At 67.7% G+C, this 16,278-nt stretch carries 16 protein-coding genes; 6 read left to right on the plus strand and 10 right to left on the minus strand.

Annotation, left to right across the window (positions count from 1 at the left end; all coding sequences use genetic code 11):
- Nucleotides 1-24: 24 nt before the first annotated feature.
- Nucleotides 25-1,656, minus strand: coding sequence for a globin domain-containing protein (locus tag ACFYRY_RS37015; protein WP_389155989.1), 1,632 nt, complete (start codon nucleotides 1,654-1,656; stop codon nucleotides 25-27).
- Nucleotides 1,657-2,097: 441 nt separating this feature from the next.
- Nucleotides 2,098-2,709 carry an HAD family hydrolase gene (locus tag ACFYRY_RS37020; RefSeq protein ID WP_389155991.1) on the minus strand — a complete coding sequence of 204 codons (612 nt, stop codon included), beginning with the start codon at nucleotides 2,707-2,709 and terminating at the stop codon, nucleotides 2,098-2,100.
- 194 nt (nucleotides 2,710-2,903) lie between these two features.
- Here ACFYRY_RS37020 and ACFYRY_RS37025 point away from each other — a divergent pair, with 194 nt between their 5' ends.
- The gene (locus ACFYRY_RS37025; RefSeq protein WP_389155994.1) at nucleotides 2,904-3,770 is read left to right on the plus strand and encodes a GNAT family N-acetyltransferase; all 867 of its coding nucleotides are present in this window, start codon (nucleotides 2,904-2,906) and stop codon (nucleotides 3,768-3,770) included.
- A gap of 67 nt (nucleotides 3,771-3,837) precedes the next feature.
- Here the strand turns inward: ACFYRY_RS37025 and ACFYRY_RS37030 are convergent, their stop codons facing one another.
- A complete protein-coding gene (locus tag ACFYRY_RS37030; RefSeq protein ID WP_389155997.1) occupies nucleotides 3,838-5,046 on the minus strand; it encodes an MFS transporter in 1,209 nt (402 codons plus the stop codon).
- Nucleotides 5,047-5,184: 138 nt separating this feature from the next.
- Between ACFYRY_RS37030 and ACFYRY_RS37035 the strand changes: the two genes are divergently transcribed.
- The gene (locus tag ACFYRY_RS37035; protein ID WP_389156000.1) at nucleotides 5,185-5,637 is read left to right on the plus strand and encodes a GNAT family N-acetyltransferase; all 453 of its coding nucleotides are present in this window, start codon (nucleotides 5,185-5,187) and stop codon (nucleotides 5,635-5,637) included.
- 63 nt (nucleotides 5,638-5,700) lie between these two features.
- Here the strand turns inward: ACFYRY_RS37035 and ACFYRY_RS37040 are convergent, their stop codons facing one another.
- The 3 genes from ACFYRY_RS37040 to dnaB form a co-directional block, all read right to left on the minus strand.
- The gene (locus tag ACFYRY_RS37040) at nucleotides 5,701-7,086 is read right to left on the minus strand and encodes a serine hydrolase domain-containing protein (protein ID WP_389156002.1); all 1,386 of its coding nucleotides are present in this window, start codon (nucleotides 7,084-7,086) and stop codon (nucleotides 5,701-5,703) included.
- Between the two features lie 38 nt (nucleotides 7,087-7,124).
- Nucleotides 7,125-7,889: a dienelactone hydrolase family protein gene (locus tag ACFYRY_RS37045; protein WP_389156005.1), complete on the minus strand. Its 765-nt coding sequence runs from the start codon at nucleotides 7,887-7,889 to the stop codon at nucleotides 7,125-7,127.
- A 239-nt stretch (nucleotides 7,890-8,128) separates the two neighbouring features.
- Nucleotides 8,129-9,604, minus strand: a complete 1,476-nt coding sequence (gene dnaB / locus ACFYRY_RS37050) for a replicative DNA helicase (RefSeq protein ID WP_389156008.1) — start codon at nucleotides 9,602-9,604, stop codon at nucleotides 8,129-8,131.
- A 461-nt stretch (nucleotides 9,605-10,065) separates the two neighbouring features.
- On the opposite strand from dnaB, the gene ACFYRY_RS37055 reads away from it, so the two are divergent.
- Nucleotides 10,066-11,403, plus strand: coding sequence for an MATE family efflux transporter (locus ACFYRY_RS37055; protein WP_389156010.1), 1,338 nt, complete (start codon nucleotides 10,066-10,068; stop codon nucleotides 11,401-11,403).
- Nucleotides 11,404-11,520: 117 nt separating this feature from the next.
- Here ACFYRY_RS37055 and rplI read toward each other — a convergent pair whose 3' ends face one another.
- From rplI to rpsF, 4 genes are all read right to left on the minus strand, one after another.
- Nucleotides 11,521-11,967, minus strand: a complete 447-nt coding sequence (rplI, locus tag ACFYRY_RS37060) for a 50S ribosomal protein L9 (protein ID WP_389156013.1) — start codon at nucleotides 11,965-11,967, stop codon at nucleotides 11,521-11,523.
- Between the two features lie 18 nt (nucleotides 11,968-11,985).
- On the minus strand, nucleotides 11,986-12,222 hold the full coding sequence (gene rpsR, locus ACFYRY_RS37065) for a 30S ribosomal protein S18 (RefSeq protein WP_003949403.1): 237 nt from the start codon (nucleotides 12,220-12,222) through the stop codon (nucleotides 11,986-11,988).
- 57 nt (nucleotides 12,223-12,279) lie between these two features.
- Nucleotides 12,280-12,876: a single-stranded DNA-binding protein gene (locus ACFYRY_RS37070; RefSeq protein ID WP_389156016.1), complete on the minus strand. Its 597-nt coding sequence runs from the start codon at nucleotides 12,874-12,876 to the stop codon at nucleotides 12,280-12,282.
- A 77-nt stretch (nucleotides 12,877-12,953) separates the two neighbouring features.
- A complete protein-coding gene (gene rpsF, locus ACFYRY_RS37075; RefSeq protein WP_005482942.1) occupies nucleotides 12,954-13,244 on the minus strand; it encodes a 30S ribosomal protein S6 in 291 nt (96 codons plus the stop codon).
- 266 nt (nucleotides 13,245-13,510) lie between these two features.
- Here rpsF and ACFYRY_RS37080 point away from each other — a divergent pair, with 266 nt between their 5' ends.
- From ACFYRY_RS37080 to ACFYRY_RS37090, 3 genes are all read left to right on the plus strand, one after another.
- Nucleotides 13,511-13,825 carry a hypothetical protein gene (locus tag ACFYRY_RS37080; protein ID WP_389156018.1) on the plus strand — a complete coding sequence of 105 codons (315 nt, stop codon included), beginning with the start codon at nucleotides 13,511-13,513 and terminating at the stop codon, nucleotides 13,823-13,825.
- Nucleotides 13,826-14,004: 179 nt separating this feature from the next.
- A complete protein-coding gene (gene femX / locus ACFYRY_RS37085) occupies nucleotides 14,005-15,126 on the plus strand; it encodes a peptidoglycan bridge formation glycyltransferase FemX (protein WP_389156021.1) in 1,122 nt (373 codons plus the stop codon).
- Nucleotides 15,127-15,216: 90 nt separating this feature from the next.
- The gene (locus tag ACFYRY_RS37090; RefSeq protein WP_389156024.1) at nucleotides 15,217-16,248 is read left to right on the plus strand and encodes an alanine racemase; all 1,032 of its coding nucleotides are present in this window, start codon (nucleotides 15,217-15,219) and stop codon (nucleotides 16,246-16,248) included.
- The last annotated feature ends 30 nt before the right edge of the window (nucleotides 16,249-16,278 follow it).

The raw sequence follows: 16,278 nt of genomic DNA on the forward strand, positions 1-16,278 counted from the left end.
GACCTGGCTGACCGCGGCCGGGGTTCACTGGGCGGCGACGAGCTCCTCCAACGAGTCATGGCGTATGCGCTCGAACGGGATGCCGATGTCCTTGAGGGCGCTCACCCCGCTGCGGATCATGCCGGGTGGGCCCGACACATAGACGTCGTACTCGTTCCACGGACCGTACTCGCGTATGGCGTCGGGGAGCTGGAGATGCGCCTGCTGGTCGACGACCGCGCGGACCGAGAGCCAGTGGTGGTTCTGCTGAAGCCTGAGCATCGTGTCGATGTCGTAGAGGTCGTGGTTGGTGCGAGCGCCGTAGAACACCTCGACCGGTCGACGCTCCCCGCGCTCGGCCAGGTCCTCCACCAGCGCCTTGATGGGCGCGATGCCGGTGCCGCCGCCCAGGCAGAGCAGTCCGCTGTCGGAGGTGTGGTCCACGGTCATCGAACCTGCCGGCGGGCCGAGCCGGACGATGTCACCGGGACGGGCGCGGTGCACCAGGGCGTTGGAGACCCAGCCCGCCGGGACGGCCTTGACGTGGAACGACAGCAGACCGTCCGAGCGGGGTGCGCAGGCGAAGGAGTAGTGCCGCCAGATCCGCGGCCACCACGGTGTCTCCAAGCTCGCGTACTGGCCGGCGAGGAAGGGATAGGGCTGGTCGGGGCGGACGGTGACGATCGCGACGTCCGGCGTTCTCAGATCGTGCGAGACGACCTCGGCGTGCCACCAGGCCGGGGCGCGCAGTTCGTCCGCGGCCGCCGCGTCGATCATGACCTGCGAGATTGTCGTGTACGTACGGACCCAGGCGGCTTCCGTCTCCGCGTCCCACCGGGAGGCGTACTTGCTCAGGGCGCCGATCAGGCATTCGCCGACCGCCGGATAGTGCTCGGCCCGAGTGCCGTACTTGCGGTGGCCGCGGCCGAGATTCTGCAGGTAGTCGACGAGGACCTTCGAGTTGTCGATGTGCTCGGCCGCAGTGAGCAGGGCCTTCAGCAGGCGGTCCCGCTGGGCGTCCATCGCCGCCGGGAACATCGGTCGGAGGTCGGGGTGTCGCACGAAGAGGAGTGCGTAGAAGTACGACGTGACCTTGTCGGCGACCGGGCCGATCTCGGCCATGGTCCTGCGGATGAGGACGGCGTCCGGAGAGGCGTCCTCGGCCGGGGCGGGAGGCTGGACCGGGACACTCTGACCGGTGGGCGGGTCTTCGGTGAGCTCGGCTCCGGTGGGCGGGGCCACCGCGAGCGCGGCGTCGGTGAGCGGAGCCGGGCTCGGGGCGCTCGCAGTGACGGGGGCGGGGGCGGGGGTGAAAGCGGGGGGCGCTGTCGAGGGGGCCCCGGGTGCGGACGGCGGTGGGCCGGCGGCGCCTGTCAGGGCCGGTTCCGGGGCTGTCAGGGGCGGCGGCAGGTCGTCCGCTGCCGGGTCGGAAGGTTCAGCGGTCGGCGAGGGGGGCCGCTGGGCGTCATCCGTTGCGGACGGGGTGGGTCCCTCCGGTTGGGGGGTGGTGCCGGTTCCTGCCGTGGTCCTGCCCACGGGGCGCATCGCCGCAAGGCGGCTGCCCTCGGCTGCCTCCCGTTCACCGCCCGGGGGCGTCGGCTGCTTGTGCGGCGTGAACCAGCCGCCTCCGCCGCTGGACGTGCCGTTGTCGGCCGACGTGGTGGTCGGAGCGTCCATGGTGTGCCTCGCCTCGAACATCTTTCGGTCGGTCTGCGCACTTCCTCGGTCGGAAAGTGCCTGCTTCCCCCACAGACGGCGTGCTTACCCCGTTCGCTGCCGCAGCCGATGCGGCCACATTCAACCCGTGTTCCGGTCCCGTACGGACAAGTAAGGCGAGAGTGTGACATTGCCCGCAGGACTCTCACCGCAGCCTCCCACCGCGGTAGGGACACCCCGGTCGCATAACCGGAAATACGGGTCTTCAATCACTCCGTCCCGCTAAACTGCAATGCCTTGCTCCGGGTCCGCACAGGGTGCACAGGATGCACACCTCGCCCCGACCCGAACCGGAGTCGACCATACCGGCCGACGGTCTGCACACAAGTCCCGCCTCCTCCACCACGAATTGAGTGGGGAGGGAACCATCAATTCCATCAATTAACGGGCGTGCCGTACCAATTAATACGCTTCCCACAGATCCCTCCCCATGTAGGAGTGGGTTGCGAGGCCGGACAGATGACGATCCGCATTGACCGCGACGGAGACCGGCAACACGCCGAACAGGTCCCTGTCGGAGAGCGAGTCGCCGTACGCGACGCAGTCGGCCCGCGCGACAGCGAATTCCTCGCACAGCCGGTCGGCGATCCGCACCTTGGCCGCTGCGCTGAGGGCTCCGGCGGGGTCCACCGGTTCCCTGAAGGGCACTGCGGGAAAAAGAGAACCGTGCGCCGCGTGGGCACCCCAGCCGATGAGTCGTTCCACGAAGAAGGACGGGGAGAGTGAGATCACGGCACAGTAGTCACCCACTTCTCTGATCTCCGCCCAGACCTCGCGGATCCGAGCCAACCACGGTGCGCCGTCGAAGGCCGCCGCCACATGCGCCTCGGTGAGGTCGGCCCACAACGCGTACACCTCCGCCGCGTACTCGCGAGGCCCGATCAGCCCCGCCCCCATGGCTTGGTCGAGCGCCACGGTCTCGGCTTCCAGACCGAGTTGCCGGGAAATCTCCACCGGTGCCGTGGATCCGTGCAACAACGTGCCATCGAGGTCGAAGAGATGCAGTCTCGCCATGCGCTGAGGCTAGCGGGGCGCATTTTCGGCTTCTTGATCGTCTGCCCCTGGACAGAATCCGTTCGTCGATGTTTCACGTGAAACACCCAGCGCCTCTTGCGGCCCTGTTGGGTTGGCTACGACATGGCCAAAAGCTCATACGTCCCCCGGAAACAGGTAGACGTCGAGGGCACACCTCGGACAGCCTGACGTGCGTGCCGACTCCTTCCTCCAGCGCTCTGCCCATCCGCCGTCTGACGCTTCGTGATCACAGCGCGTGCGCCGACTTGTCCGAGGACCGGGGGTGGCCACGCGAGGAACACAAGTGGGGCCTCCTCCTCACCGCCGGGAAGGGGTACGGCATCGACGACCCCGGAGGCGGGCTCGTCGCCGCATGCGTCATCACCGAGTACGGCCTGCAGGAGCGCCCCGACCTCGGTGCCATCGGAATGGTTCTGGTCGCCGAACGGCATTCCCGCCAGGGCGTCGGGCGCCGACTCATGCAGCACGTCGTCTCGGCCATGGGCACCACACCGCTGACCCTGCACGCCACGCCGAACGGCCGCCCGCTCTACGAAGAACTCGGGTTCAAGGTCATCGGCCGGGCCGAAATGCTACAGGGCCACTTCACACCGGACGGGACGCACACGGGGGTCACCACCCGCCCGGCCACCGCCGAAGACCTCACCAGCATCCTCCAACTCGATGAGGAAGCGTTCGGCGCCGATCGCACCCACATCATCACCCGTCTGCCCGCCTTCGCCGACCAGTTGCGCGTTGCTGAGGAGGACGGGCGGGTCATCGGGTACGCGGGCGCGTGGCCCAACATGGACACCCACGTCGTCGGCCCGCTGATCGCCCGCGACACCCGGACTGCGCAGGCCTTGCTCGCTTCCCTCGCCGCCCACTCCGACCGCCCACTGCGCACGGACATCGACGTACGGCACGAAGAGCTGTTGGCGTGGGCGAAGGAGCGGGGCCTGGTGTCCGTGGCCTTCAACGCGGTGATGGCGTATGGCATCGCGGAACTGCCCGGTGACTGGAGTCGGCGGTTCGCTCCGCTGACGGTGGCGGCAGGCTGAGACCCACTGACAGAACGACGCCGGTCCCCGGAGGTTCCAGGAACCGGCGCGCGGTGGCCGGCACGGATCAGTGGCAGGCGGCGGCGGGCTGGTCCGACGGCGCGCCCTGCCTGACCACCGTGCTGGTCCTGCTGCCGCGGCGCTCCAGAGCGGCCGAGAGCAGCGCGAGCAGCAGGGCGCTCACTGCCAGGGCGGCGCCGACCCAGGTGGGGGCGGTGTAGCCGAGGCCGGCCGAGATGACGAGGCCGCCGAGCCAGGCGGAGAGTGCGTTACCGAGATTGAAGGCACCGATGTTCACGGCCGAGGCCAGCGTCGGGGCACCGTGTGCCTGGTCGAGGACGCGCTTTTGCAGGGGCGGCACTGTGGCGAAGCCCAGAGCACCGATCAGCACGATCGTGACGGCCGCCAGGACCTTGTGGTGGGCGGTGAGGCTGAAGAGCGCGAGTACGACGGCAAGGCCCCCCAGGGAGACGTACAGCATCGGCATCAGGGCCCGGTCCGCGTACGTTCCGCCGATGAGGTTTCCGCCGACCATGCCGAGGCCGAAGAGCACCAGCAGCCAGGTGACCGAGCCGTCCGCGAAGCCGGTGACATGGGTCATCATCGGCGCGATGTAGGTGATGGCCGCGAAGACTCCACCAAAACCGAGGACGGTCATCGCCATCGCGAGCAGCACCTGCGCGTTCTTGAACGCGGCCAGTTCATGCCGCAGATGCACGCCCTCGGCCTTGGGCATGTCGGGAACAAGCTGGGCGACACCGAACAGGCCGACGACCCCCAGGGCCGCGACGAGCCCGAAGGTGACGCGCCAGCCGGCGGACTGCCCGACGAGTGTGCCGAGCGGGACACCGACCACGTTGGCCACGGTCAGACCGGTGAACATCATCGCGATGGCGCCGGCCTTCTTGTCGGGTGCGACCAGGTCGGCCGCGACGACCGAGCCGATACCGAAGAACGCCCCGTGGGCGAGGGAGGCAACCACACGGCCGATCAGCATGACGGCGAATGCCGGAGCAAGGGCGGAGAGCAGATTGCCGAGGATGAACAGACCCATCAGCAGCATCAGCATCCGCTTGCGGGAGACCCTCGTGCCCAGCACGGTCATCAGCGGAGCGCCGAGCATGACACCGACGGCGTAGCCGGTCACCAGAAAACCGGCGGTGGGGATGGAGACCCCGAAGTCACCCGCGACCTCCGGCAGCAAGCCCATGATCACGAATTCGGTGGTTCCGATTCCGAAGGCCCCGATCGCGAGGGCAAGAAGCGCGAGCGGCATGGCGGTACACCTTCCCAGACGATTGCAAGAGCACGTAATACACGGACACAATAGTTGCAGGCGCGCTTTATCTGCAAACGACTGCTACTTTGGGAGGCGGGCTGTCCTGCGGTGACGCCCCGGCCCTAGGGTGCGCCCATGGAAGATCTTGAGATTCGGGCCGCCACGAGGGTCGACGTGCCCGCGATCGTCGCGATGCTCGCCGACGACCCCCTGGGCGCCCAACGCGAGTCACTGGATGACCTGACCCCGTATCTGGCGGCGCTGGAGCGTCTGGCGTCCGACCCTCACCAGCACCTGGTGGTCGCCGTACGCGAGGGCCGCGTCGTCGGCACGCTTCAGCTCACGGTCATCCCCGGACTGTCCCGGCGCGGCTCCACCAGGTCGATCATCGAAGGTGTACGCATCCACGCCGATGAGCGTGGCAGTGGCCTGGGCACACGGCTCATCGAGTGGGCCATCGAGGAATCCCGCCGCCAGGACTGCCAACTGGTTCAACTGACCTCGGACACCACACGTACGGACGCCCACCGTTTCTACGAACGGCTCGGCTTCGCGGCCTCACACGTGGGCTTCAAGCTCCACCTGTGACATCGGTGCCGCTTGACATGGGGGTCTGTTTCACGTGAAACAGACCCCCATGCGCGAGGACGTCTAACCGATCCCCCGCCACCCCTCGGGGTCCACCCCACCCGGCACGGAGGACCCCTCCTCGTACGGCTGACGCGTGAACACAAACGACCCGAGGTCGAGGTGGCTCACGGATCCGTCCGGCCGCCGTACGGCCTTCAGGAGCTCTCCGGCGTAGTAGCCCTCCAGGCCGGTCCAGGTGCCGTCGCCGTTGGCACGGAGCCGCGAACGGCGGCCATGGCCGGACAGCGGCTCCAGTGAGACGACCCCGTCGGCCATCAGTCGCAGACCGAAGGCATGGGTCCCCCAGTACCACTGGCCGACCAATTCCATTACCGACGCGTCGACTTCGGCCAGAGGTTGCCAGGGATCGGGAATCCGCGGCTCTGCCTCGGCGACGATCCGAACGAGATCGGCCCCCGCGTCGGCCAGCAGTGGCCCGGAGGTGCAGTTGGCCAGGACAACGGCCGCGACGTCGTCCGCCACGCTGATGGTGAGGTTGGCCAGAAACCCCGGCAGTGAACCCGAGTGCCCCACGAGCACTCGGCCGTCCCGATGCTGGATCTGCAAGCCAAGCCCGTAGGTGGCACCGTCCACGAGATCCACGACCACCGCCGGCGCTGCCGGAGTGTGCATCTCCTGCACACTCCGCGCGCCGAGCACCCGATCGTCCCCCTTGGCGAGGAAGGCAGCGAAGAGCGCCAAATCACCTGTCGTCGACCACAGTTGACCGGCCGGTGCCATCCGGCCCAGGTCCTCGGCCGGCTCCGGGAGCATCGCATCCGCCCAGGGATGCACCGCCCAGCCACCGGCATGGGGCGCCTGCGGCTGCACGCTCGTGCGGCGCAGGTTCAGAGGTTCGAGCACTTCACGCCTCAATACCTCTTCCCACGGAGCCCCACGCAGCTTTTCGACGAGCGCTCCCAACAGCGTGTAGCCCGGATTGGAGTAGTGGAAGCGGCGCCCGATCGGATGCCGGAAGGGCTGCTCGCCCAGGACGTCGGTGAGCTCCTGCCGCAGGGTCCCCGGGGTGCGCTCCCACCATGGCGCGGGCGACTCGGCCGCCAACCCACCCGTGTGGGCGAGGAGTTCGGCGACAGTCACCTCCCCCGCCCCGGTGCCGGGCAGATGCTTCTCCAACGGGTCGTTGAGGTCGAGCACGCCTTGGTCGCGCAGCCGCAGGACGAGAACGGCAGTGAAGGTCTTGGTGATCGAACCGATCCGGTACTGCACGTCCTCGTCGGGGCCGTGTCCGTCCACCGATGTCCGCGAGCCGTGCCACACGGCTCGCCCGCCCCGCACCACGGTGGCGACCAGTGAGGGGGCTCGCCCTTCAGCCTGAGCCACGGCGATCCGGTGCAGCAAGGCACGGCGGGTACCGGGCAGCAGCTCTTCCTGAGGTGTCGTCATTCCACCAGTCCACCCCGTGGACCCGGCGGGCGTCGACTTCATTTGTTGTGCCGCTCGGCTTCACTGTTGGCCAGTGTGCGGCCGAGGAGGGGAAGCAGGCGGTCCCAGTGGTGCTGCAGTGCGGCGGGGTTGAAGGCGTCGGTGTCGGACATGGTGAAGCCGTGGAGGGTGCCGGGGTAGATCTCGGAGGTATAGCTGACACCGGCTGTGTCCAGGGCCTGGTTGAGCTCGCCGAGAGCCTCGGGTGTCACATCGGTTTCGGCGTGGCCGAGATGGATCTCGGCGGTGATCCTTTCGAGGAGCCGATCCCTTTCGGGTCCGTCGGCGCTCACGGGGCTGTGGAATCCGGCGACGGCCGCCACCTGGCCGGGGTGGGCTGCGGCGGTGCGCATCGCGTAGAGGCCGCCTATGCAGTAGCCGGTCACCGCGACCGGTCCCGCGCCGACCTCCGGCTGGGTGGTGAGGAACCTGAGGTAGGCGTCGGCGTCGCTCAGGACACGTTCGGCGGTGTGCGCCTCGATCAGGGGCATCAGCTGGGCGAAGACCGCGGGCCGAGCCTCTTCTCCGATGTACTCGGGAAGTTCGATCACCGGTGTCGGTCCGTGCCGGTAGAAGGAGTTGGGGACGAGCACGTAGTAGCCGTGCCCGGCCAGTTCGCGGGCCATCTCGCGCAGCACCGGCCGGATGCCGAAACCGTCCGCGTACATGAGCACCCCTGGATGCCGCTCGGCGCGGTCGGGGAAGGCTGCGAAGGCGTCAGCCTGGCCGTCCGTGGTGGGAATCCGCAGCGTCTTCGTGGGCATGAACTCTCCTGTCGTGGTTGATGTGTTGAGCCTGTGATCAACACGACGGAGGCGGAGCCCGCGCAGCAGCGCACGATCCCCGATCAAACGGCGGGCCCACACCGGCCCGCACGGCGCTCAGAAGAGCACCGGGTCACCAATCCGTGTGTGGCGCGATGCCGTCCCGGTATTCATGGCCGCACAGCTTAGTCCGCCTGACAGGAGCCGACGCCGGCCACCCCGGTCGGATCAGTCCCGGATCAGGTCTGCGCCATGTCCACGAACCGGGAGTAGTGGCCCTGGAAGGCGACCGTGATCGTGGCCGTGGGGCCGTTACGGTGCTTGCCCACGATGATGTCCGCCTCGCCCGCGCGCGGCGACTCCTTCTCGTAGGCGTCCTCACGGTGCAGCAGGATCACCATGTCGGCGTCCTGCTCGATGGAGCCGGACTCACGCAGGTCGGACACCATCGGCTTCTTGTCCGTGCGCTGCTCGGGACCACGGTTGAGCTGCGAGAGCGCGATCACCGGGACCTCGAGCTCCTTGGCCAGGAGCTTGAGGTTACGGGACATGTCCGAGACCTCCTGCTGACGGCTCTCGGAACGCTTCGAACCACCGGCCTGCATCAGCTGGAGGTAGTCGATGATCACGAGCTTGATGTCGTTGCGCTGCTTCAGCCGACGGCACTTCGCGCGAATCTCCATCATCGAGAGGTTCGGGGAGTCGTCGATGTAGAGCGGAGCGGACGACACCTCGGGCATCCGGCGGGCCAGGCGGGTCCAGTCATCGTCCGTCATGGTGCCGGAACGCATGTGGTGCAGCGCGACCCTCGCCTCGGCCGACAGCAGACGCATGGCGATCTCGTTGCGGCCCATTTCGAGGGAGAAGATGACGCTGGCCAGGTTGTTCTTGATCGACGCCGCACGGGCGAAGTCGAGCGCGAGCGTGGACTTGCCCATGGCGGGACGGGCCGCGATGACGATCATCTGGCCCGGGTGCAGGCCGTTGGTGAGCGAGTCGAGGTCGGTGAAGCCGGTGGGCACGCCGGTCATCTCGCCACTACGGGAACCGATCGCCTCGATCTCGTCGAGGGCACCTTCCATGATGTCGCCGAGCGGCAGATAGTCCTCGCTGGTGCGCTGCTCGGTGACCGCGTAGATCTCCGCCTGGGCGCGGTTGACGATCTCGTCGACGTCGTCCTCTGCCGCGTATCCCATCTGCGTGATGCGGGTACCGGCCTCGACCAGGCGGCGCAGCACCGCCCGCTCATGGACGATCTCCGCGTAGTACTCGGCGTTGGCCGCCGTCGGCACGGTCTGGACGAGAGTGTGCAGGTACGATGCGCCGCCGACCTTGTTGATCTCACCGCGCTTGGTGAGCTCGGCGGCGATGGTGATGGGGTCGGCCGGCTCGCCCTTGGCGTAGACATCGAGGATCGCCTGGTAGACGGTCTCGTGGGCGGGTTTGTAGAAGTCGTGGCCCTTCAGGATCTCCACGACGTCGGCGATGGCGTCCTTGGACAGGAGCATGCCGCCGAGAACGGACTGCTCGGCATCGAGGTCCTGCGGCGGCACACGTTCGAAGGCCGAACCACCACCGTCCCAGGCCCCGTCCCCACCGCGGTCGTGTTGCTCGTCGCGGCCCCGGGCTCCGTTCCCGCGTCTACGGGAAGAGGGCAGACGATCACTGGGACCACTGTCGGCCCAAGGATCGTCCAAGGGCTCGGAAATGCTCACCCGAGCCACCTCCTCCCGTCCGCGAAGCGGACCTCTGCCGTGCCCCTCTTTTCTACGGCACGGCACTGACAAGTGAGAGGCCCAACTCCGGTGCTGACGCGTCGGTTCTGTGATGACTTTCAGGCCGACGGACGGAGTGGGCGCCGGACCACCGTAGGCCCGCGGGCACCGTCAGCCAATCTGGTTATCCACAGGCCATGTGGACGACGGCCCAGATGCTGTGGAGAACTCCACAAAACCTGTGCACGACCCGGTGGACAGGGCTGTGAACAAGCTTCATCCCATTCTGCGGTAACCGGTCTGAGCTGCAGGTTTACCGTCCACCGGCTGTGCAGAAGAAAAACTTCCCCAGTCGGACCAAGATCACATGAAGTCACATCGCAGCGCGGGCGCCCACGTCACCGAAGTAAGGGTCAATAACAGATTGCATCTCTTACCTGTGGATGATTAGATTGATGCCCATGACACAGGCTCCCGCGCCCGTCAGGGCTGCCCGGCGACGGCACGATCGAGAGATCGTCGCTCTGGCCGTTCCGGCCTTCGGCGCACTCATCGCCGAGCCTCTTTTCGTCCTTGCCGACAGCGCCATCGTCGGCCACCTGGGCACGGCACAACTCGCCGGACTCGGTGTGGCCTCCGCTCTCCTCACGACAGCTGTCAGCATCTTCGTCTTCCTCGCCTACGCCACCACGGCCGCCGTCGCCCGGCGCGTCGGCGCGGGCGATCTCGCAGCCGCGATCCGCCAGGGCATGGACGGCATCTGGCTCGCGCTGCTGCTCGGTGCCATGGTCATCGCGGTCGTGCTGCCCGCGGCACCGGCGATCGTGGAACTCTTCGGCGCCTCCGACACCGCGGCCCCGTACGCGACGACCTACCTGCGGATCTCGTCCTTCGGTATACCGGCCATGCTGGTTGTCCTGGCCGCGACCGGTGTCCTGCGCGGACTGCAGGACACACGGACACCTCTGTACGTCGCCGTCGCGGGTTTCCTTGCCAACGCCGCCCTCAACGTGGGTCTCGTCTACGGTGCCGACCTCGGCATCGCGGGTTCCGCATGGGGCACCGTCATCGCCCAGTGCGGCATGGCCGCCGCCTATCTGGTGGTCGTCGTCCGCGGCGCCCATCAGCACGGAGCCTCCCTCCGCCCCGACGCCGCCGGGATCCGCGCCTCCGCTCAAGCCGGTGTCCCCTTGCTGGTTCGCACGCTTTCCCTGCGATCGATCCTGATGATCGCCACGGCTGTCGCGGCCCGCCTCGGCGACGCCGATATCGCGGCACACCAGATCATCCTGTCCCTGTGGAGTCTGATGGCCTTCGCCCTCGACGCGATCGCGATCGCTGGGCAGGCCATCATCGGGCGTTATCTGGGCGCCGACGACCCCCAGGGTGCCCGGGCCGTCTGCCGCCGCATGGTGGAGTGGGGCATCGCGGCCGGCGTCGTGCTCGGTCTGCTTGTGGTCATCGCGCGACCGCTCTTCCTGCCGCTGTTCACCAGTGACCCGATCGTCACGGACGCGGCGCTGCCGGCCCTTCTCATGGTGGCGCTCTCCCAGCCGATCTGCGGGATCGTCTTCGTCCTCGACGGGGTCCTGATGGGAGCGGGCGATGGGCCGTACCTCGCGTGGGCGATGGTTCTCACCCTGGTGGTCTTCACCCCCGTGGCCCTGCTCGTCCCTACCGTGGGCGGCGGCCTCACAGCAATCTGGGGAGCGATGACGCTGATGATGACGGTCCGGATGCTGACCCTCTGGCTTCGTTCCCGCTCAGGGCGCTGGCTGGTGACGGGTGCCGTGCGCTGACCGTTTCACGGGAAACATGACGTGCGCGTAGGCCAGGACCGGACACCTCGGCATGCAGAAGGGGTCGCACCCTGACGGATGCGACCCCTTCTCGGCTGTTCAGCCGACATGCGGCGATCAGGCCGCGACGACCTCGATGTTGACCTTGGCGGCAACCTCGGGGTGCAGACGCACCGACGTCTCGTGGGCGCCCAGCGTCTTGATCGGCGTGCCCAGCTCAATGCGGCGCTTGTCGACCTCGGGGCCACCGGAAGCCTTGATCGCGGAAGCGATGTCGGCCGGAGTGACGGAACCGAAGAGACGACCGGCGTCGCCGGAGCGGACGGCCAGACGGACCTTGACACCCTCGAGCTGGGCCTTCACGGAGTTGGCCTGCTCGATGGTGTGGATCTCGTGGATCTTGCGAGCGCGACGAATCTGCTCGACGTCCTTCTCGCCACCCTTGGTCCAGCGGATAGCGAACTTCCGCGGGATCAGGTAGTTGCGAGCGTAACCGTCCTTGACGTCGACGACGTCGCCCGCGGCACCGAGGCCGGAGACCTCGTGGGTGAGGATGATCTTCATCTGTCAGTCACCCTTCCCTTATCGCGCGGTGGAGGTGTAGGGCAGCAGCGCCATCTCACGGCTGTTCTTCACGGCCGTGGCGACGTCACGCTGGTGCTGCGTGCAGTTGCCGGTCACGCGGCGGGCACGGATCTTGCCGCGGTCGGAAATGAACTTCCGCAGCATGTTCGTGTCCTTGTAGTCCACGTACGTGACCTTGTCCTTGCAGAAAGCGCAGACCTTCTTCTTCGGCTTGCGCACAGGCGGCTTCGCCATGGTGTATCTCCTGTGTGATCAAGAAGTGTGGGTACGACCCACCCTGGGCCCGAGGGCCTAGAAGGGGGGCTCGTCCGAGTAGCCGCCGCCGCTGCCGCCGGAGTTTCCACCCCAGCCGCCGCCACCGCCGCCCTGGTTGCCACCGGCAGGAGCGCCGGTCGCCCACGGGTCGTCGGCGGGAGCCGCGCCGCCACCCTGCTGGCCGCCGCCGGAGCCTCCGCCCCAGCTGCCACCACCCTGGGCGCCGCCGCCACCGCCGCCGTAACCGCCCTGACCCTGCCCACCGCGGCCGGCGGTCTTGGTGACCTTGGCCGTGGCATTGCGCAGGCTGGCGCCGACTTCCTCGACGTCCAGTTCGTAGACCGTGCGCTTGACGCCCTCGCGGTCCTCGTAGGACCGCTGCTTCAGCCGGCCCTGCACGATGACGCGCATGCCTCGCTGGAGCGACTCGGCGACGTTCTCCGCCGCCTGACGCCAGACCGAGCAGGTCAGGAACAGGCTCTCGCCGTCCTTCCACTCGTTGGTCTGACGGTCGAAGGTGCGGGGAGTGGACGCGACACGGAACTTCGCGACCGCCGCACCAGAGGGGGTGAAGCGCAGCTCGGGGTCGTCGACAAGATTGCCGACGACCGTGATGACGGTCTCGCCTGCCATGGGGGAACCTCTCGGCGGGTTTGCTGCTGGCTGCTAGTGCTGCTACTCGAATCCCGGTACCGACTGAGCGGGAGAGCTCAGTGGGTCTCGGGGCGGAGGACCTTGGTCCGGAGGACCGACTCGTTCAGGTTCATCTGGCGGTCGAGCTCCTTGACGACCGCAGGCTCGGCCTGCAGGTCGATGACCGAGTAGATGCCCTCAGGCTTCTTCTTGATCTCGTACGAGAGACGACGACGGCCCCAGGTGTCGACCTTCTCGACCTTTCCGTTGCCCTCACGGACGACGGAGAGGAAGTTCTCGATCAGGGGGGCGACAGCGCGCTCCTCCAGATCGGGGTCGAGGATGACCATCACCTCGTAGTGACGCATGTGGAACCCACCTCCTTTGGACTCAGCGGCCACGGTCGTTCCGTGGCAGGAGGGTTGTGATGCGTACGCAACGGTATCCGCCGCCACTGACAATCGAGGGGTCCTCGAAGGGGTTCCTCAGCCGTGACGCGGGCAGACATCGGTGCAGACGTTACAGACTACCCGCACACCGGCTTCCGGTTGAAATCCGGCCGCGGGGACCGCCAATCTGTACACATCGGGTGTGAATGGCGCTACGATGCGCCGCTTTCGCAGGAGGTGCCCCTATGGCACAGGCATTGCGACCCAACACCGTCGGAGGGCTGTTCGCCACGGACGGCAAGCCCCACCCGCTCCAGGACACGCTGCTCGCGGTGACCCTGGTGCTGGGCATCACGTCGTTCCTCACGGCGGTGATCGACGACGACCTGCACCTGCTGAGCTCCTGGACCGGCCTGGTCGGCATCCTCACCGGCGCGTACGGTCAGTGGATCTCGGTGACGACCCGGGAACGCTTCGGGCTGATCCTCGGCCTGGGCGCGTCGGGCGTCGGCTTCTTCCTCGGCATGGCGCACGGTGGTCTCTTCGGCGGGGTCTTCTGACGCCACGGACGGCACACCCCACATCCCTCATACGGCACCGCGCTCCGCCCTGGTAGCTCTCAGCCCCGGGCGAAGGTGCCGTATGCCCAGTCAGGGCGCTCTCAAGGCGCAGTAGGCTTCGCCGCGAGAGCCGGAGCCCCTGTATCCATGGGGACACACCAGCCCGAGGAGCGCCCCGAATGAGCCTGACCCTGAGGACGATCAGCCGCGAGCAGCATCTGGCATACATCCAGAGCCTGCCGTCGGCGAGCCACATGCAGGTTCCGGCCTGGGCAGATGTCAAGGCGGAGTGGCGCTCCGAGAGCCTCGGCTGGTTCGACGACCGCACCGGCGAGATCGTCGGCGCGGGGCTCGTCCTCTACCGGCAGCTGCCCAAGATCAAGCGCTATCTCGCCTACCTGCCCGAGGGCCCGGTCATCAACTGGTTCGCGCCAAATCTGACCGAGTGGCTGGAACCGATGCTGGCGCACCTCAAGCAACAGGGCGCGTTCTCCGTGAAGATGGGCCCGCCGGTCATCATCCGGCGCTGGGAGGCCACCTCCATCAAGGCCGGCATCCAGAGCCCTGATGTGAAGCGACTGCGGGACATCGAGGCCGACTTCATCGAGCCGCGCGCCTTCGAGGTGGCGGACAAACTGCGCCGTATGGGCTGGCAGCAGGGTGAGGACGGGGGCGCAGGCTTCGGAGACGTACAGCCCCGCTACGTCTATCAGGTCCCGCTGGCGAACCGCTCCCTGGAAGAGGTCCACAAGAACTTCAACCAGTTGTGGCGCCGCAACATCAAGAAGGCCGAGAAGGCGGGTGTCGAGGTCGTCCAGGGCGGCTACCAGGACCTGGAGGAATGGCAGCGGCTGTACGAGATCACCGCTGTGCGCGACCACTTCCGGCCGCGCCCGCTGTCGTACTTCCAGCGCATGTGGACGGCCCTCAACAGCGAGGACCCCAACCGGATGCGGCTGTACTTCGCCCGGCACAACGGCGTGAACCTGTCGGCGGCGACGATGCTGATCGTCGGCGGGCACGTCTGGTACTCCTACGGCGCCTCCGACAACATCGGTCGGGAGGTCCGGCCCTCGAACGCGATGCAGTGGCGGATGCTCCGCGACGCCTACGCGCTCGGTGCGACCGTCTACGACCTGCGGGGCATCTCCGACTCGCTGGACGAGACCGACCACCTGTTCGGTCTGATCCAGTTCAAGGTGGGTACGGGCGGCCAGGCCGCGGAGTACCTCGGCGAGTGGGACTTCCCGCTGAACAAGCTGCTCCACAAGGCGCTCGACATCTACATGTCGCGCCGCTGACCTCGCGTTCCTCGCTTCCACACCTTCCATACCTCTGATACACCGCAGCTCTGATACACCGCAGCCCCGAGAAAGGTTCCAGGTCCGGCCATGGCGCTCACGCTCTACGTCGACACCGCGCGCTGGCGGGCGCACCACAAGCACGTGCAGGAGCAGTTCCCGGGGCTCGTACCCGTCTGCAAGGGCAACGGCTACGGCTTCGGTCACGAGCGACTGGCGGAGGAGGCCACACGCCTGGGCTCCGACGTCCTCGCCGTGGGCACGACGTACGAGGCCGCCCGGATCAGGGACTGGTTCGGCGGTGACCTGCTGGTGCTGACGCCGTACCGGCGCGGCGAGGAGCCGGTGCCGCTGCCCGACCGGGTCATCCGCTCGGTGTCCTCCATCGACGGGGTCTACGGCCTCGTGGGCGCGCGGGTGGTCATCGAGGTGATGTCCTCGATGAAGCGCCATGGCATCAGCGAGCAGGACCTGCCCCAGCTGCACTCCGCCATAGAGAACGTCCGCCTGGAGGGCTTCGCCATCCACCTGCCGCTGGACCGCACCGACGGCTCGGACGCCGTCGAGGAGGTCATCGGCTGGATGGACCGGCTGCGCGCGGCCCGGCTGCCGCTGCACACGATGTTCGTCAGCCACCTCAAGGCCGAGGACCTCGCCCGGCTCCAGCAGCAGTTCCCGCAGACCCGCTTCCGCGCCCGTATCGGTACCCGCCTGTGGCTGGGCGACCACGAGGCCACCGAGTACCGCGGTGCCGTCCTGGACGTCACGCGCGTGGCCAAGGGCGACCGCTTCGGCTACCGGCAGCAGAAGGCCGCCTCCGACGGCTTCCTGGTTGTCGTGGCGGGCGGAACGTCGCACGGCGTGGGGCTGGAAGCCCCCAAGGCGCTGCACGGCGTGATGCCGCGGGCCAAGGGCGTCGCCCGCGCCGGCCTCGCGACCGTCAACCGGAACCTTTCTCCGTTCGTCTGGGCCGGCAAGCAGCGCTGGTTCGCCGAGCCTCCGCACATGCAGGTATCGATCCTGTTCGTGCCCACCGACGCCTCGGAGCCGAAGGTAGGCGATGAGCTCGTGGCCCACCTGCGGCACACCACCACGCAGTTCGACCGGATCGTCGACCGCTGAGCGCTCCCGGACAACCGGAAGGCCGTACAC

The sequence above is a fragment of the Streptomyces sp. NPDC005263 genome, assembly GCF_042872365.1.
In the GTDB taxonomy this organism is placed as follows: domain Bacteria; phylum Actinomycetota; class Actinomycetes; order Streptomycetales; family Streptomycetaceae; genus Streptomyces.

Bases quoted from the DNA above. Each gene is read 5' to 3' on its own strand.
- ACFYRY_RS37015 (WP_389155989.1), bottom strand. From the start codon at position 1,656: ATGGACGCTCCGACCACCACGTCGGCCGACAACGGCACGTCCAGCGGC.
- ACFYRY_RS37020 (WP_389155991.1), bottom strand. From the start codon at position 2,709: ATGGCGAGACTGCATCTCTTCGACCTCGATGGCACGTTGTTGCACGGA.
- ACFYRY_RS37030 (WP_389155997.1), bottom strand. From the start codon at position 5,046: ATGCCGCTCGCGCTTCTTGCCCTCGCGATCGGGGCCTTCGGAATCGGA.
- ACFYRY_RS37035 (WP_389156000.1), top strand. From the start codon at position 5,185: ATGGAAGATCTTGAGATTCGGGCCGCCACGAGGGTCGACGTGCCCGCG.
- ACFYRY_RS37040 (WP_389156002.1), bottom strand. From the start codon at position 7,086: ATGACGACACCTCAGGAAGAGCTGCTGCCCGGTACCCGCCGTGCCTTG.
- ACFYRY_RS37045 (WP_389156005.1), bottom strand. From the start codon at position 7,889: ATGCCCACGAAGACGCTGCGGATTCCCACCACGGACGGCCAGGCTGAC.
- ACFYRY_RS37055 (WP_389156010.1), top strand. From the start codon at position 10,066: ATGACACAGGCTCCCGCGCCCGTCAGGGCTGCCCGGCGACGGCACGAT.
- rplI (WP_389156013.1), bottom strand. From the start codon at position 11,967: ATGAAGATCATCCTCACCCACGAGGTCTCCGGCCTCGGTGCCGCGGGC.
- rpsR (WP_003949403.1), bottom strand. From the start codon at position 12,222: ATGGCGAAGCCGCCTGTGCGCAAGCCGAAGAAGAAGGTCTGCGCTTTC.
- ACFYRY_RS37070 (WP_389156016.1), bottom strand. From the start codon at position 12,876: ATGGCAGGCGAGACCGTCATCACGGTCGTCGGCAATCTTGTCGACGAC.
- rpsF (WP_005482942.1), bottom strand. From the start codon at position 13,244: ATGCGTCACTACGAGGTGATGGTCATCCTCGACCCCGATCTGGAGGAG.
- ACFYRY_RS37080 (WP_389156018.1), top strand. From the start codon at position 13,511: ATGGCACAGGCATTGCGACCCAACACCGTCGGAGGGCTGTTCGCCACG.
- femX (WP_389156021.1), top strand. From the start codon at position 14,005: ATGAGCCTGACCCTGAGGACGATCAGCCGCGAGCAGCATCTGGCATAC.
- ACFYRY_RS37090 (WP_389156024.1), top strand. From the start codon at position 15,217: ATGGCGCTCACGCTCTACGTCGACACCGCGCGCTGGCGGGCGCACCAC.